Origin of the sequence: Traorella massiliensis, from assembly GCF_900104665.1 — a bacterium.
GTDB lineage: Bacteria > Bacillota_I > Bacilli_A > Erysipelotrichales > Erysipelotrichaceae > Traorella > Traorella massiliensis.
This window is the reverse complement of sequence record NZ_LT629967.1, coordinates 621474-637681: the sequence shown is the minus strand read 5'-3', so window position 1 is coordinate 637681 and position 16208 is coordinate 621474. Positions and strand designations below refer to the sequence as shown.

Below are 16208 nucleotides of genomic sequence, written 5' to 3'. Positions count from 1 at the left end.
CAGCCCCTTTGTTTAATCTTTCACTAATCATCGATATCCTTTTTTGATTTGATAATAGCTCCGGTAGTTCCATTGATCTCATATTCATATTCATAATTACCAGATCTAAAATCAATTTCATAAACAACAATCCCATTTTCACTGTCTCTTTCAACCTCATAGCCGCTTATTTGATCAGCAGAAAGAGATGCATGGTTTAAAACAATTTGTTTTGCCTGATCAGCAGTGATTGAAGAAGTTGACTGAGAAGTATTGCTTGAAGATGATGAATTATTTGAGGAACCAGATGAATAATAATGATCATTTTCCTGATCTCTTTCGGATTTAATAATTTCACCGCTTAAAGCATTAATTTCATAATCATATTCTGTACTTCCTGCATAAAACTCAATTTCATAAATGATATTACCGTCATCTCTGTCCATCTCTATCCAATAATTAGAAATATCATTTTCTGTAACACCGGCATTCTCAAGAACAATTTGTTTAGCTTTTGCTTCGCCAATATAAGATGAATTAGATGGAATATTTGTTTCTCCTGTTGCTTGTGACGGACTCGATTTCTGTTCAGATTCTACATGCAGAACATCACCTGTCAATGCATTGATGTCATAATCATATTCTGTACCATTTGCATAGAATTCTACTTCATAAACCATCGTACCCATTTCATAATCTAGATGAATATCACAATAGCTGACACCTGATTCTGAAACATTCGCATGTTCTAAAGCTATCTGTTTTGCTTTATCTTTACCTATATAATTCTTATCACTTGCTGATCCTGTTGAAGTAACATTGCTTACATTTTGACCATTGATCAATAAATTCAATTCATTAATCGTTAATTTAGAAAGGTTATCAAACGTATATAGCGAATTTACTGAAAGAACCTGCTGGATCAGCTGAGCCTTTCCCATCGTAATGCCATATTCCTTCGCAAGAGTTCTCAGTTCCTGATCATCTGTGATGCTTTGACTTAATACAGCTCCATCAAAATTATTCGTACTGATCAGCTGACTAATTTCATCGCTTAATTGTTGTTGAAGCTGAGCAGCTCTTTCCGGATCATTATTTTCAACACTGATCAATATAGAATTTGCCAGATCACTTAAATAACCATTACGAATCATAGATCCAATCAGGGCATTGACCGCAACATCCAAATCACTTCCTTTAAGATCCATATCACCGATTACCGTTGTCGCATCATCATTCAAAGGGATCACTTCTAATATCCGATCTTGTTCATTCACTTTCATCTCAATGCTTGGATTTACGTCAAAAGCAATCGTTGATACAGCTTTGTAATTCATTTCATAATAACTAAATCCAAATATACCCGCAGCTACAACTAAAACCATCGCTGCAAGTGCTAATCCTTTAAACAAAGGTGTTTTATTCTTTTTTTCCATCATGACCACATTTCCTTTCTGAGTTTCGCAATCAGAGAGTATAGAGTCGATAATATCCGGAGCAGTAATTTGCGAATATGCTTTTTTTATTTTCTTTTCTACTTCACGATTATTCATTTTCACCCTCTCCTACTCTAAACATGCTTTTAGTTTTTTTAATGCACGGTGGTATTTTGAAAGAACCGTTGATAATGGAAGTTCCATGATTTGTGAAATTTCACGATGTTTAAATCCGCTTACCGCATGCAGATAAACAATCTGATGTTCTTCATCTGAGAGATTTTTCATACAATCTTTCAACACAATCATATCTTCTGCCGAAACATCATTTCTGTCAGCAATATCATGCTCCCAATTTTCATAAGGATAATCAGCATTTTTTTTACGCTCTCGCATTTTTAACAAGCACAGATTTCTGGCAATCGCCATGATCCATGCCAACGGGCGCCCGCTTGAACGATAATTTTGAGTTGCTGAGAAAACGCTGACATAACAGTCATGCAGGATATCTTCCGCATCATGAGAGTTCTTCAAAATAGAAAGAATAAATCCATAAACAGCAGCACTAGTCATAGCATAAAGATCTGCCAGAGCATTTTTATTCCCATTTGCAATTTCTTTAATATATTGATCTAAAACAATATCATCTATATCTGTGCTGACTGATTGATTCAATGAAATCATATTTTCTTATCCTTTCATAATATTATTACATAAGCATTCATTTTTATTGCATCATTTTTTTATTATTTTATCATTTTTTATTTTCTTTTCAAATAAAATGAACTGTTTACTATCATTCTTTAAGATTGAATCATTAACTACTTACCTGTTTTTATGAAAAACATTACAATATCTAAAAAAATTAAGTCATCGTGATATTAACATAACATTAAAAATCTATACGCATTTTATAAAAATGTTGGCAATGAATCAGTAAACTTCATCAACCAAACTTCTCAAAATCTTCTCACATATAAAGAAAAAGCCTTAAAATAGGCTTTATTTTTACTTGGTGGAGCTGGCGGGAGTCGAACCCGCGTCCAGAAACAGTCCCACGTATAGACATCTACAATTTAGTTCATACTTGATAATCAGCAGGTAATGATGAACAAACTCCTTACTGATGTGTCTGATTTAAACTTCGATAATACTTCATCAGACAAAAGCATTATCTATCCTTTATTTCTGACACCCTGCTTATTCCTAAAGGAGAAAAATAAGAGGACGGCTGCGAACCAGTAGTTAGGTTAATTAAGCAGCGAAAGCAACTTCACGGTTTCCACCGAAGAAGTTAGCAAATTTGTTTCCGTTTATTTTTAATAGCTTTTACGTTAGCCACACGATTGCAGTCTACACCAAACATATCCCTGTCGAAACCATGACAGCCCCATGTTTCAGGTGAATGCTCACCTGTAATTTTTCATTGCTTTTTCAATTTCACGCTTTGCGGTTTTTTCTTTTTCGCTATTGCGTTTATCATGAAGATCTTTACCTTTCGCTAAGGCTATCTCCATTTTCGCATATCCGTTATGAAGATACATACTAAGTGGTACTACGGTATAACCTTTAAGCTTTACCTTATCACTTAATTTTCTGATCTCATCTCGATGAAGAAGAAGTTTTCTTTCCCTTGTTTCATCATGATTAAAGATATTTCCATATTCATAAGGTGAAATATGCATTTCTTTGATAAAGGCTTCACCATTTACAAAGCTGACATAGCTATCCTTCAGCTGTACATGTCCTTTACGAACTGACTTAATCTCAGTTCCCCTTAGAACAATACCGGCTTCAAAGCGATCTTCAATAAAATATTCATGATATGCTTTTCGATTTTCAGCCACTGATTTCTTTGCCATGACTCACCACCTTCTTAATACACGATTTCAAACTTGTCATTCATGACTTCTTCTGTTTTGTCAATAAAATACTGACGGGTAATACCTAACCGATGCTGTGATGCTAATTCATCTGTATAATCTTTCAACAGATATACTCGATAATCTCTCGTTCCTGCCATATAATCACCATATGAAATGTGATTAACTACCGGATACCACTTTACATTCTCCACAGTCGTTTCACCTGTATTGCCATCTTTACGAATATCAAACGATGCACAGCCTCCTAACATATTGAAAGCTTCATCCTGTGAAGAAAGAAAATTACCTAAGCTATAGATGACTAAGGTTAGGTTACCATCCTTACCTTCTATCCAATCCATAGGCTGAATAACATGAGGATGTTCCCCAATAATAACATCAACACCTAAGTCAGCCATATACTGTGCCAATTCCTGTTGCTCAGCATTTGGTGTTGTTGAATACTCATCACCCCAATGCATACTGACAAGGATTGAATCACAAGTTCCTTCTAAACGTTCTATATCCTCTTTGATTCTTTCTTTTGAATAAAGATTGACTAGATACTCCTTACCTTCTGGTATCTCAATACCATTGGTACCATAAGTATAACCTAAAACGCCAAATTTTACACCATTTCTTTCAATATATTTATTTGTTTGCTGTTCCTCAAAACTACGATTCAATCCTGTTGTTACAATATCAGGATACTGATCCCAAAAATTCAGATCTGAAATAATACCATCTTCAAATTTATCCATTGAATGATTGGAACAACTGGCAATCCAGTCAAAACCAGCATTTGCTACTGCTACACCAACTTCTTGAGGAGAATTAAACATCGGATAATGTGATAACCCTAGTTCTGTTCCACCTAAGATCGTTTCCTGATTGATATAGGCAACATCTTTTGACTCTACAAAATATTTGATTTCTGAATAAATATCATCAAATTCATAAGAACCATATTTCGCATAAGCATTTATATAGATGGCCCCATGAATCAGATTATCACCCACTGCCATAAAAGAAACGACACTATCTTCCTTTTCCTCAACAACAGGTTCTTCTACAGGCGCATCTACTGATGGCTCTTGCGTTTTTTGCTCAGCACACCCCACAAAAAGAAACAAACTTAATAAAACAAATAGCTTTTTCATCTTTACCCCCTAATCAGTTCAAAATCAACTTGCTTTTTAAACCGGCTGGCAGCGATGCATTTCACCTTTACCTTCTGTCCCATCGCATATCTTTTCTTTGTTCTCATTCCCAGTAAAGAGCGTGTCGCATCATCATATACATAATGATCATCATTCAATAATGATATATGCACCAAACCTTCTACTGTATTTTCCAGTTCTACAAAAAAGCCAAATTTAGTGATTCCACTGATCATACCTTCATACTTTTCACCGATATGCTTTTCCATATACTCAGCCTTTTTCATATCATCGACATCTCTTTCACATTCAATAGCTTTTCTTTCCTGAATGCTTGACTGCAAAGCAGCCTTTTCTACCCATGCTTCATCTTTTTTCATGACTTTCTCTTCGGGCATCTTTCCAAAACAATATTTTCTTAACATCCGATGAACGACCAAATCAGGATAACGACGAATCGGTGAAGTAAAATGTGTATATTCTTTCAAAGCTAATCCAAAATGTCCCAGACACTTTGCATCATATTTAGCTTTTGCCATACATCGTAAAAGTGATGTTGAAATAATCGAATATTCTTCTTTTTGTTTTGCTTCTTTTAAAAGCTTCTGACATTGCATTGGCTTTACGTTTAAAACATTACCCTTAAATTTAAGATGCGATAGCTGAGCAATATGTACAAACTCTTTCATCTTTTTAGGATCAGGCTGTTCATGAATACGATACATCGAAGGTATTTCTAACCATTTCATATGAGTAGCCACTACTTCATTTGCCTGAATCATAAAATCTTCAATGATACGTTCACTTTCTCCACGTTCACGAAGCTTTACATCTATCGCTCTTCCCTTTGCATCCAATATGATCTTACCTTCTTTGGTATCAAAATCAATGCATCCTAGACCTTCTCTTCTTTTACGGATGATCTGACTCAGCTTCATCATATCATCAACCATTTCAAGAAGATGTGCATATTTTTTACACATTTCCACATCCTGATGAATGATCTTATTCACATTTGCATAGGTCATTCTTTCCTTTGACTTGATAAAAGATGGAAAGATTCGATAATTCATGACTTCTCCCTGCATGTTAATATCCATGACACAAGAAATCGTACATCTTTCAACATTCGGATTCAACGAACAAATTCCATTACTTAAAAACTGCGGTAACATCGGTACGACACGATCACAGACATAAATCGATGTTCCTCTTTCATAAGCCGACTTATCCAAAGCACTTTTTTCTTTCACATAATGTGAAACATCTGCGATATGTACTCCTAAACGATAACCATTTTCAATCTTATCGATGCTGATCGCATCATCAAAGTCACGAGAATCATCACCATCAATCGTAATAATAAGCTGATCAGTTAAATCTTCACGTCCCTTTTTATCTTTGGCTGTAATATGATCTTCAATCTGATTTACTTCTTTCATGACTTCATCGCTAAATTCAATATCAACGTCATGTTCCAAAAGAAGTGAAGTAATATCAACTCCCGGATCATACTTATAACCAATCACCTTTTCAATTTCAGCTTCCAACGGCTCGTACTTTGTAATTCGTACAAGTACTTTAGAATCATTGACAAGCTTAAAATCATGAAAATTAAGAATACGAATACGCTGTGAAACAAGTGGACTGTCAGGAAGAAACTTAAAAGATCGACCTTCTTTTTTCTTAATCGTTCCCACCAAATGTTTCATATTGTGATGCAACACTTTTACGATCTTACATTCCGGCTGTTCATTTTCTTTATGAATAAACTGGGCTAATACTTCATCCCCATTCATCATTTTGCCCACATCAGCTACATAGCAGTGAAACTCATCATTTTCCACAAAGCCAAATCCTTTCGGATGAACTTTCAGAATACCTTTAAAATAACCCTCTCTGCTAGCTAGATAGATCTTATCTTTTATCTCAATGAAAGTCAGATCTTCGATTCCCTCATTGTATTCTTTCATAAAAGATATAAATTCTTGTGCGTTGCTTAAATCAAACATTGCTTTTAATTCTTCCAATGTCTTTCCTTTATATTTTGAAGACATCATGGTATCTATCAATATTTTTTTATAGTCCATTGCTTCACCTCCTTCTAAAATAAAAAGACCTTATGCGGTCTTATTGGAATCTCATAATTATTACAAGAACGAAGAACAATATTCCAACGATCATCGTCAGATTAGAAATCATCTTTTCAGGACCTCTTTCCTTTACGTTGGCAAAAAGGTTCAACCCCTCAGATCCTGTAAAAGCTCCTGATAATCCATCGTTCTTCCCGCTTTGCATTAAAGAGAGAATTATCAATGCGACCGATACAATCATTAAAACAATTCGCAGCATTTATAAATCCTCCTTTCTTTGGCTTTATTATTCTATCACAAACAAATGCAAGTTACAACTATTAAAATCCATGAATCCATTATTTTATCCACTTTTTTGCTGTTCAAAGTCAAAAAGAAAATGGCTTATAGCTTGACATCAAAGCGAAGATGACGTTATAATTTAACTAACAACGTTAGTAAAATCAAGGAGATCTATATGGATTATAAGGAAATGGCTCTTGACCTTTTAAAAACCCGAATTGATTTTCTTCATGTTCCTGTCAGTCAAAAGCTTTCAAATTTCATTAAAGGTGAATATTTTGTTTTAAATTATCTGCTTACCCATGGCTCGCAGGCACATCCAAAAGAGTTGAATCGTGAAATGGCTGTCAGTTCCGCAAGAATTGCTGCCTTGTTAAATCATATGGAAGAAAAGGGTCTTGTGATTCGAAAAGATGATGCAACGGACAATCGACAAGTCATTGTCTGCCTTACTGAAAAAGGAAATGCTTTGATCGAAGAAAGAAAAGCCGAACTTCTTCAAAATGTGATTCAGCTTTTGGAATATTTAGGACCTGAGGATGCTCAAGACTATATCAGGATCCAAAAGAAGATCATTCACGGTTTAGCAAAGTAATTTTTATAGGCATTGATTGCCTTTCATTTTACACAATTATCTAACATTGTTAGCAAATTGTGCTCACTGATTTATACTGGCACGAAAGGAGGAATATTATCATTTCTATCAACGAGAAATTAAAAGAAAAAATTCTGGAATCTCTTTTCAGTGTATTGCCAATTACATGTATCGTTCTTTTAATGAGTATGATCCTGGTTCCTATGGAGATCGGTACGCTTGCTTTATTTTTAATGGGAGCATTGCTTTTAACAGTTGGAATGGGCTTTTTCCAGCTAGGTGCTGAAACAACAATGACGATATTAGGACAAGGTATCGGTGGCTGGATGATCAAGCGTAAAAATATTTATTTGATCATCATTGTCAGTTTTTTAGTCGGTGCTATCATTACTGTTTCAGAACCTGATTTACAGGTGTTAGCAGCACAGGTAGCTTCTATTCCCAACATGGTCCTTATCTGGACAGTGGCTTTAGGTGTGGGAATCTTTCTAGTTATCGCTGTATTAAGAATCTTATTCAAAGTTTCTTTAAAAAAGATCATTACAATTTTTTACATTGCTCTCTTTCTATTATCCTTTTTTTCACCGGATGCTTTTACAGCAGTGGCCTTTGACTCGGGTGGTGTAACAACAGGACCTATGACAGTACCCTTTATTATGGCTATCGGTGTTGGTTTATCAGCCTCTAGAAGTGATGCAGAAAGTGTCAGTGACAGTTTTGGTTTAATTGCCTTCTGCAGCATTGGTCCTATCCTGATGGTATTGCTTCTAGGAATGATTTATCACCCCAGTGAAGCAACCTATAATGCAGTAGAAATCGTTCCTGTAATCACTTCCCAGGATGTCATGTTTCAATTTCTTCAGGCTTTGCCACAATATATCCATGAAGTCATGATCAGCATTTTACCGATCATCGTTGTCTTTATTCTTTTTCAAATCATCGCAAAAAAATATAGTAAGCGTCAGGTCATCCGAATGAGCATAGGTTTTATTTATACAATTATCGGTTTAATTTTATTTCTAACAGGCGTAAATGTCGGTTTTGCCCCTGTGGGTAATCTGTTAGGAAGTTCTCTGGCTTCTACAAATTACTCATGGATACTGATTCCAATCGGAATGGTCATTGGTTATTATATCGTTAAAGCTGAACCTGCTGTTCAAGTATTAAATAATCAAGTAGAAGAAATCACCGGAGGAAGTATTTCAGCAAGTTCCATGAATCTATGTTTATCCATCGGTGTTGCTTTTGCTGTCGGATTGGCCATGGTTAGAGTATTAACCGGAATTAATATTTATTATATTCTTATTCCAGGCTATATTATTGCACTGATACTTAGTCACTTCGTAGAAAATGTATTTGTTGGCATCGCCTTTGACTCAGGTGGTGTTGCCAGTGGTGCTATGACAACAACGTTTCTTCTGCCAATGGCCATGGGTGCCTGTCTGGCAGCAGGCGGCGATGTTGTAAAAGATGCTTTTGGTGTCGTTGCCATGGTAGCCATGACGCCTTTGATCGCCATTCAAATCATGGGCTTTATCTATACGAGAAAAGCAAAACAGCTAGAAGCTCTTCCTGTGGAAGAAGTATCTGATGACATCATTTTATTAGAAGATGAGGAGAATGAAAATGATATATAGAGAAAAAGAAATTCATCAACGTATGCTTCTGATGATTACCCATGCTGATGATGAGCATAAATTAGAGAAAACTTTACGTGACCTGCATATTCCTATTTATTATCAATGTTATGGAAAGGGAACTGCTACTTCTGAAATACTGGATATGTGGGGCCTTAGTGGTACAAAACGTCTTGTTACTGTATGTCTGATGCCTAAACTTATTTCATATAAGATTCTTTTTAAGATCAATCAGATCATGGCTTTTCAAAAGAAAGGAAAAGGCGTAGCTGTGACAATTCCTGTTACAGGTATGCAGGATGGCATTCGTCATCTGCTGGATCATCAAAATATATATACTGAATCAGATATAAAAGAAGGAGAAACGATCATGAAAGAGAAAATAGAATATTCAGTCATCCTGACCGCTGTTAATCATGGTTACAGTGAGAATGTCATTCATGCCGCTAAAGGTGCCGGTGCTAAAGGTGGAACCCTCTTAAAAGGAAGACGCTTTGGTTCAGATGAAGTTGTACGTTTTTTAAGAATTACAATGCTTGATGAACAGGAAATGGTCCTGATCATCGTTCCCCAAAATAAAAAATCGGCTGTTATGTCCGCTATCTCACATGAATGTGGTATGAAAACACCTGCTAGAGGTATCGTCATTGCCCTTCCTGTAGAAGAAGTTGCCGGTTTAGAAGAACTGACAGAATAAAAACAAAGAACTGCACCAATTAAATGGCAGCAGTTCTTTTTTATAGCACTACACAGATTCATTTTATATTTTAAATAATTCCATGATATCATTCTTATCCATCTTTGCCAGACTTCCTTCATTATTCTCTACAAAGCTATCTGCAAGATCTTTCTTCTTCTCCTGAAGCTTTAAGATTTTTTCTTCAATACTGTTTTTCATCACCAGTTTAAATACTTGGACATTCTTTTCCTGTCCAATACGATAAGCTCGATCGGTTGCCTGATTCTGAGCAGAGATATTCCACCATGGGTCAAAGTGAATCACAGCCTGAGCCGCTGTCAAATTCAATCCAGTACCTCCAGCCTTTAAAGAAATCAAGAAGACTTCAGTATCATCATTTTGAAATTTCTGAATCAGCTCTCTTCTCTCTTCTTTGCTTGTCTGTCCAGTCAGCTTATAACTCGTAATACTTAATAGATTTAACTCTTTTTCAATCAGATCCAGCACACTGGTAAAAGAAGAGAAAATCAATACTTTCTGTGAATTTTCCTTTAAATTAACCACCAGATCCATACAAGCTCTCATCTTACTTGAAGAATGATAGATATTATCAAATAATAAACGTGGTTCACAACATATCTGACGCAGTTTTGTCAGCATCGCTAAAACAGCAATCTTATCTACCTTTTCATTCCCCATCATCGCATTCAATTCTTTATTGATACTTGCCATATGTGCCAGATATAGCTTATGCTCATCTTCACTAAAATCAATCAGCTGTACCTTTTCAATTTTATCTGGAAGCTCTTGTAGAACTTCTTTTTTATTTCTACGTAATATAAAAGGCGTTACTAACTGTTTCAGCTTTTTCTTCTTTTCCTCATCATCATTTCTCACAATATCATTTTCATAATGATTCAAAAAATAATGATAATTAAACAAATATCCCGGCATTAAAAAATCAAAGATCGACCATAATTCAGCTAAAGAATTTTCTATTGGCGTACCTGTCAATGCCAATTTATGATTTGCAATCAATTTTTTCACCGAAATTGCATTCTGCGTTTTCTGATTTTTAATATACTGTGCTTCATCCAAGATCACATATTCAAATGAATGATTTTCATACAACTCACTATCTCGACGCATATAGTCATAACTAGTAATATACAAATCTGCCTTTTCTTCTAACAAGTGACGACGATTTTCCTGATTACCAACAATACATATTGCTTTAAGCTTTTTCGAAAATTTTCCCACTTCATCCATCCAGTTATACACTAAAGAAGATGGTGCCACGACAATCGAAGGAAGCTCTGTATCCAGATCCTCGATAAGCGCAATTACCTGCAATGTTTTCCCCAATCCCATATCATCTGCCAGAATACCATTAAAATGATAACTATTTAATAGTTTCATCCACTTAACGCCTTCTTTTTGATATTCACGCAAGATATTTTCATATTGCGATGGAATCGTCATTTCATCCATGGCCTTCACACTAAATTTATCCAAAGCATCCTCAAAAGACTGACTACGTTCAAAAATGATATTTTTAGAAGCATTGGCTTCTTGTTCCACCGCAAAAAGACGATAAGGATTCAGTACAACCTCTCCATCAGCAATATCTTTCGCATCTAAATGGAAATCATCCATGATTTCACTCAGTTCTTCAATTGCCGGAGAATTTAGATGAATCAATTCACCATTTTTTAAACGATAAAATTTCTTTTTTCGCCGATATTGTGACAAAATAGATGAAATTTCTTCTTTTGGTATATCTTCACTCTGAATATCAATTGAAAGAAGATCGCTCTCATAACGCACTCCCACACTAATGCGATACATCTTACGCTCATTAAATCTTTTCAAAGCATCACTGATATAGACATCCCCATAATTCTGTAAGAAAGAAAAACCTTCTTCAACAAAATCCAGTGTTCTTTCATCATTGCTATCAAACAATGCAGTATTCTCTTCTATTCTAGCGGCATATTTACGGATATAGCTTTCTACCAGATCCTGTTCATAAGTAAGAATATTTTCACTGGTAAACCCTGGTGTATGGTGTTGATCACCATACAGATATTCAATATTGATTGCGACATCGCCCTCATCATTAATATCTCCAAAGATCTTGATTTTTTCAAGCTGACTATTAGGCAGTTCAAAAAGATTCGCAATATCAAAATAATCAGTAAGATCATTTAAGACATATTTATAAAAATCATTACGCTCTTCTTTTAATATGCGTATAGGATGTAAGAGCAATTCTTTGATCAGCATGATTGCCTGCCCTTTTTCATCTAACGCCAGCCTCTGAAACGAATAATGATTACGACTATATTCAATCGCATACATATGTCTGTTACCACAAACATATTCTGATAGATCGCTTACCAAAGAAAGCTCATCATATTTAGCTTTTTCCTGCCAGCGAAGCTCAATTTTCTTCTCTTCTATCTGACAAGTAAAATTAGCGCCCCCTTCTTCTTCATAAGTATCAAAGAAATCATCAATATTATTCGTTTCCAAATTGATAGATCTCCCCAACTGTGAAGCATAATAATAATCTTTACCTTTCAAAAGTCTTTCCATTTCTTCCATAAAATGAATTTGTTTCTGACCAAATTCATTAAATGATTCTAATTGATGTGTCATTTCTAACTGCTTGCCATAACTATGAAAAGCACGCTGACGTATCATTTCTAAAAAATTAGAGATATTTTTGATAACATACTTTTTTTCATTTCCTACTTTGAATGAAAGACTTAAATGACGACCAAACTCATCATTTAAAGTAGCTTCTATCTCATATCGCTCTTTAGTAATAATCCGTTCTAATTCACTTTGATAATCTTTCTTACGCAATTCAATGATATTTCTTCCCAGAGAAGTCATTTCCATCAAATGTGCTGATTCTCTTCTATCAGCACTGTTTTTTCTCTCTTCTAATATTTCATTTTCTAAATTTTGTTCATAGTGAAAAGGAAAATCCTCAATTTCTAACTGATTGATTTTCAACATGACCGCACCAATATGAGCACAAGGCTCCTGTTCACAATAAGGACATTCACATTTATATTCTAAAAGCTTTTTTTCTTCATCTAAGATGAAAGAAATATCAAATTTTTTACCTAGTACATTTACTATGGCATGTATATCAAAATGATTCTTTTGAACATCTATATCTAATAAAACAACATTATCATAACGCTCATAGCGGTGAGCAATAAGAAGACTCGTTTTATTTTTTATATACTTTTCTATTTCAAGCTTCATATTCTTCTCCCATGACATTATCCAGCAGTTCTATCAGTTTATGCTTATTTGGATTTAGTTTCTTTAAATAATAAATCATATATTCTACTCTTTCTTGATTTTTTGAAATAACAAGATACTCTTTTAAATAATCTGCAACCATTTCATAAGCATGAGTACTTCTTGCCATATTAGCAGCATTTACTGCCACTTCAAAAACTACTTCCACAAACAATTCTTCATCAGCTTCCTGAATAAGTTCTCCATAAGCATCAAAATTATCTAGCGTCGGTTCTTTATAAAGCATATAAAGAGCATATTCCCATTCATATTGCTGACGTATGAACTGCTCAAAGGAATAAGCATCTACCTTTTTTCTAACAAGATCATAAATATCATCCCTTATTTGTGACCAATCAGCTTTAAGAAGCTCCTTAGCCCGTATAATTTCACTAAAATCAGGATTCCAGTAACTAAGCTTATTCACAAATTGTGAAACATAACCGGCAGGATTACTTTGCATCCATGCTTTTTCATAAAGAGCATTCATTTCTTTCACAAGTGCCATATTTCGATGAGCATTCTGATATGAACGAATCATTTTCATTGCATCGGCATACTCTTTGTTATCCAATGCTTCCACAGCTTCTAAATAAACCATCGCTTCTGAATTTTTGAATTGAGCATATTTCTGTGCAAATTCTTTAAAACTTAATTGAGAATTTTCTTTTAAAATCATTAAAATATTTGAACAAAGAGCCTCATTTAATATAACAGGCATCTGCATCAGCAATTCATCACAGATACTTTGTATTTCTGCAGGATCTTTTTTACGAATCAAATTTAAGAAATAAGGCTGTAAATAAGCATTCTTATTCCATGATAAAGAATCAATTCCCCATTGAAAAATACTTTTCTGAAGTTTTTCATCTTTCATCAAAGTATTTAATGAACGAATCATTTGATGTACTAATAATTGAATACGATTTGATGGATAAGTAATACGTGGCAATTCTTCACAATAACCTTTGATCGTTTCCCATGAACCTTCTTTAGACAACGTAATCAAATGATTCAAAAGTTTTGTTTCAAATTCCTGATAATCTTTTAGTTTAGGCTTGGATTTACTTGAAACATAAACATTGTATAAATTGCGAAGTGTATCTTTTCTTGGCTCTTGTGTACCCTCATTCATATAACGAATAAACAAAGCAGCGCTATGAGGACATTCATGATATACTTTGGCATATGTACAATCACAGTATTTAGCATTTAGTTGCTTAGAAGTTCCAAAAACAAGCTTTACTTTATGTAACTTGTGATCCATGACTTTTCCTTCAACAGCATTTCCATTCACTGTAAGACTGCTAACTTTCATATTCTGATACAGTTTCTTTCCTTGCTGATAAATTGTATAACTGAATGGCCTTTCCATAAATACCTCACTTATTACCTAATAATAAGATTATATCATATTTTTCTTATGAATACTGTTTATATTTATTTCATTACTTTTTGATGAAAATAAAAAAGCGACATAACCGAAGTTATACCGCCATTCATCAAAGTATAAACTATTTATTGATGTTGTAGAAAGCAGATTTACCTAAGTATTTAGCGCTATCTCCTAATTCATCAGCAATTCTGATCAATTCATTGTACTTAGCGATACGGTCAGTTCTTGACATAGAACCTGTCTTGATCTGTCCAGCGTTGAATCCAACAGCGATATGAGCGATTGTCGTATCTTCTGTTTCACCTGAACGGTGAGATACAACTGCTGTATATCCAGCTTCCTTAGCCATTTCCATAGCATCGAAAGTTTCTGTCAATGTACCGATCTGGTTAACTTTGATCAGGATAGCATTTGCGATGTGTTTTTCAATACCTTCTTTTAAGATAGCAGGGTTTGTAACGAATAGGTCATCACCAACCAACTGAACCTTGTCACCAAGTCTGTCAGTTAATTTCTTCCATCCGTCCCAGTCTCTTTCACCAAGACCATCTTCGATAGATACGATTGGATATTTTTCTACCCAGTCTACATACATATCGATCATTTCATCAGTAGTCTTAGTTCCCTGACCTGATTTAGCTAAATCATAGTTCTTAGTTTCAGGGTTGTAGAATTCACTGGCAGCAACGTCCATAGCGATGCAGATATCTTCACCTGGAACATATCCAGCAGCCTTGATTGCTTCAACGATTAATTCTAGTGGTTCTTCGTTACCTTCACGGCAGCTAGGAGCAAATCCACCTTCATCACCAACGTTTGTGTTGTATCCTTTACCCTTTAATACTTTACGTAAGTTGTGGAATGTTTCAGCACCCATTCTTAATGCTTCGTTGATTGACTTAGCACCTACAGGCATGATCATGTATTCCTGGAAATCAACTGTTGAATCAGCGTGGCTTCCACCATTCAATACATTCATCATAGGAACTGGTAAAGTCTTACCATTGAATCCACCTAAATATCTGTATAAAGGCATTCCATAGTAATCAGCAGCTGCATGAGCACATGCCAAAGAAACACCTAAAATAGCGTTAGCACCGAATTTAGACTTATCTTTTGTACCGTCTAATTCAATCATCTTCGTATCGATAGCTACCTGATCTGTAACATCCATACCAATAATTTCATCAGCGATAATATCATTTACATTAGCAACAGCTTTTAAAACACCTTTACCTAAGAAACGAGACTTATCACCATCACGAAGTTCTAAAGCTTCTCTTTCACCAGTAGAAGCACCAGAAGGTACCATAGCGCGTCCAAATGCGCCTGAATCAGTTGTAACTTCTACTTCTACAGTAGGGTTACCACGAGAGTCAATGACTTCACGAGCGTAAACATCAATAATAATAGGCATAATTTAAAATCCTCCCTTGTTAATTTTTACACACAAAGTATATCACAAGCACCATTTAAAATAAAGGTTTAATTCTTATTTCTTCGTGGTTTTTGTTTCTGATTCATCATAAAAGCACCAGCTACGATCAGTCCTATCGGCCAGTAATGCACAAGTATATAATTCAACATCATCATGACCTCATCACTCTTAAAATCCGGCTGTATCAAAAGCAAGATACCACTTAGACACATTACAGTCCCAATTCTTTTTTTCATACATATTTCCTTTGAGAATATCATATACTGTCATAATGAAAAACAATGTCGATAAACCTCAAATATCATTTTAATCTCAAAAAAAGCAGGA

The 16208-nt window shown here is 34.9% G+C and carries 13 protein-coding genes and 1 other RNA gene; 3 read left to right on the top strand and 11 right to left on the bottom strand.

All coding sequences use genetic code 11. From position 1 onward, the window contains the following. Positions 1-23: 23 nt before the first annotated feature. The 7 genes from BQ5367_RS04295 to secG form a co-directional block, all read right to left on the bottom strand. Complete coding sequence (locus BQ5367_RS04295; protein WP_071441303.1) at positions 24-1532, bottom strand: PepSY domain-containing protein; 1509 nt, start codon at positions 1530-1532, stop codon at positions 24-26. A 12-nt stretch (positions 1533-1544) separates the two neighbouring features. Next, the gene (locus tag BQ5367_RS04290) at positions 1545-2099 is read right to left on the bottom strand and encodes an RNA polymerase sigma factor (protein ID WP_071441302.1); all 555 of its coding nucleotides are present in this window, start codon (positions 2097-2099) and stop codon (positions 1545-1547) included. A 329-nt stretch (positions 2100-2428) separates the two neighbouring features. Further along, positions 2429-2807, bottom strand: a transfer-messenger RNA (tmRNA) gene (ssrA, locus tag BQ5367_RS04285). A 17-nt stretch (positions 2808-2824) separates the two neighbouring features. Then, positions 2825-3277 (bottom strand): SsrA-binding protein SmpB, encoded by a 453-nt coding sequence (gene smpB / locus BQ5367_RS04280; protein ID WP_071441301.1) that lies wholly within the window; start codon positions 3275-3277, stop codon positions 2825-2827. A 14-nt stretch (positions 3278-3291) separates the two neighbouring features. Further along, positions 3292-4440 (bottom strand): CapA family protein, encoded by a 1149-nt coding sequence (locus tag BQ5367_RS04275; RefSeq protein ID WP_071441300.1) that lies wholly within the window; start codon positions 4438-4440, stop codon positions 3292-3294. A 2-nt stretch (positions 4441-4442) separates the two neighbouring features. Then, positions 4443-6530: a ribonuclease R gene (gene rnr, locus BQ5367_RS04270; RefSeq protein WP_071441299.1), complete on the bottom strand. Its 2088-nt coding sequence runs from the start codon at positions 6528-6530 to the stop codon at positions 4443-4445. 40 nt (positions 6531-6570) lie between these two features. Continuing rightward, the gene (secG, locus tag BQ5367_RS04265; RefSeq protein ID WP_071441298.1) at positions 6571-6792 is read right to left on the bottom strand and encodes a preprotein translocase subunit SecG; all 222 of its coding nucleotides are present in this window, start codon (positions 6790-6792) and stop codon (positions 6571-6573) included. Between the two features lie 198 nt (positions 6793-6990). Between secG and BQ5367_RS04260 the strand changes: the two genes are divergently transcribed. From BQ5367_RS04260 to BQ5367_RS04250, 3 genes are read left to right on the top strand one after another with little or no spacing between them, the layout of a single operon-like run. Beyond that, positions 6991-7410, top strand: a complete 420-nt coding sequence (locus BQ5367_RS04260; RefSeq protein WP_071441297.1) for a MarR family winged helix-turn-helix transcriptional regulator — start codon at positions 6991-6993, stop codon at positions 7408-7410. Positions 7411-7469: 59 nt separating this feature from the next. Further along, entirely contained in the window at positions 7470-9047 is a 1578-nt protein-coding gene (locus tag BQ5367_RS04255) for a DUF1538 domain-containing protein (protein ID WP_235858731.1), read from the top strand. Next, positions 9037-9744 carry a hypothetical protein gene (locus BQ5367_RS04250; protein WP_071441296.1) on the top strand — a complete coding sequence of 236 codons (708 nt, stop codon included), beginning with the start codon at positions 9037-9039 and terminating at the stop codon, positions 9742-9744. The genes BQ5367_RS04255 and BQ5367_RS04250 overlap by 11 nt, the downstream gene beginning before the upstream one ends. 63 nt (positions 9745-9807) lie before the next feature. Here BQ5367_RS04250 and BQ5367_RS04245 read toward each other — a convergent pair whose 3' ends face one another. The 4 genes from BQ5367_RS04245 to BQ5367_RS04230 all read right to left on the bottom strand — a co-directional run bounded on the left by BQ5367_RS04245 (position 9808) and on the right by BQ5367_RS04230 (position 16117). Further along, positions 9808-13008, bottom strand: coding sequence for a DEAD/DEAH box helicase (locus BQ5367_RS04245; RefSeq protein WP_071441295.1), 3201 nt, complete (start codon positions 13006-13008; stop codon positions 9808-9810). Beyond that, positions 12998-14422, bottom strand: coding sequence for an SWIM zinc finger family protein (locus BQ5367_RS04240; protein WP_071441294.1), 1425 nt, complete (start codon positions 14420-14422; stop codon positions 12998-13000). Before BQ5367_RS04240 ends, BQ5367_RS04245 begins: the two co-directional genes overlap by 11 nt. A 139-nt stretch (positions 14423-14561) precedes the next feature. Beyond that, positions 14562-15860 carry a phosphopyruvate hydratase gene (gene eno, locus BQ5367_RS04235; protein ID WP_071441293.1) on the bottom strand — a complete coding sequence of 433 codons (1299 nt, stop codon included), beginning with the start codon at positions 15858-15860 and terminating at the stop codon, positions 14562-14564. A gap of 68 nt (positions 15861-15928) precedes the next feature. Next, positions 15929-16117, bottom strand: coding sequence for a hypothetical protein (locus BQ5367_RS04230; protein ID WP_071441292.1), 189 nt, complete (start codon positions 16115-16117; stop codon positions 15929-15931). Between the last annotated feature and the right edge of the window lie 91 nt (positions 16118-16208).

Bases quoted from the DNA above. Each gene is read 5' to 3' on its own strand.
- BQ5367_RS04260 (WP_071441297.1), top strand. From the start codon at position 6,991: ATGGATTATAAGGAAATGGCTCTTGACCTTTTAAAAACCCGAATTGAT.
- BQ5367_RS04240 (WP_071441294.1), bottom strand. From the start codon at position 14,422: ATGGAAAGGCCATTCAGTTATACAATTTATCAGCAAGGAAAGAAACTG.
- smpB (WP_071441301.1), bottom strand. From the start codon at position 3,277: ATGGCAAAGAAATCAGTGGCTGAAAATCGAAAAGCATATCATGAATAT.
- rnr (WP_071441299.1), bottom strand. From the start codon at position 6,530: ATGGACTATAAAAAAATATTGATAGATACCATGATGTCTTCAAAATAT.
- secG (WP_071441298.1), bottom strand. From the start codon at position 6,792: ATGCTGCGAATTGTTTTAATGATTGTATCGGTCGCATTGATAATTCTC.
- BQ5367_RS04250 (WP_071441296.1), top strand. From the start codon at position 9,037: ATGATATATAGAGAAAAAGAAATTCATCAACGTATGCTTCTGATGATT.
- BQ5367_RS04245 (WP_071441295.1), bottom strand. From the start codon at position 13,008: ATGAAGCTTGAAATAGAAAAGTATATAAAAAATAAAACGAGTCTTCTT.
- eno (WP_071441293.1), bottom strand. From the start codon at position 15,860: ATGCCTATTATTATTGATGTTTACGCTCGTGAAGTCATTGACTCTCGT.
- BQ5367_RS04295 (WP_071441303.1), bottom strand. From the start codon at position 1,532: ATGAATAATCGTGAAGTAGAAAAGAAAATAAAAAAAGCATATTCGCAA.
- BQ5367_RS04290 (WP_071441302.1), bottom strand. From the start codon at position 2,099: ATGATTTCATTGAATCAATCAGTCAGCACAGATATAGATGATATTGTT.
- BQ5367_RS04275 (WP_071441300.1), bottom strand. From the start codon at position 4,440: ATGAAAAAGCTATTTGTTTTATTAAGTTTGTTTCTTTTTGTGGGGTGT.
- BQ5367_RS04230 (WP_071441292.1), bottom strand. From the start codon at position 16,117: ATGAAAAAAAGAATTGGGACTGTAATGTGTCTAAGTGGTATCTTGCTT.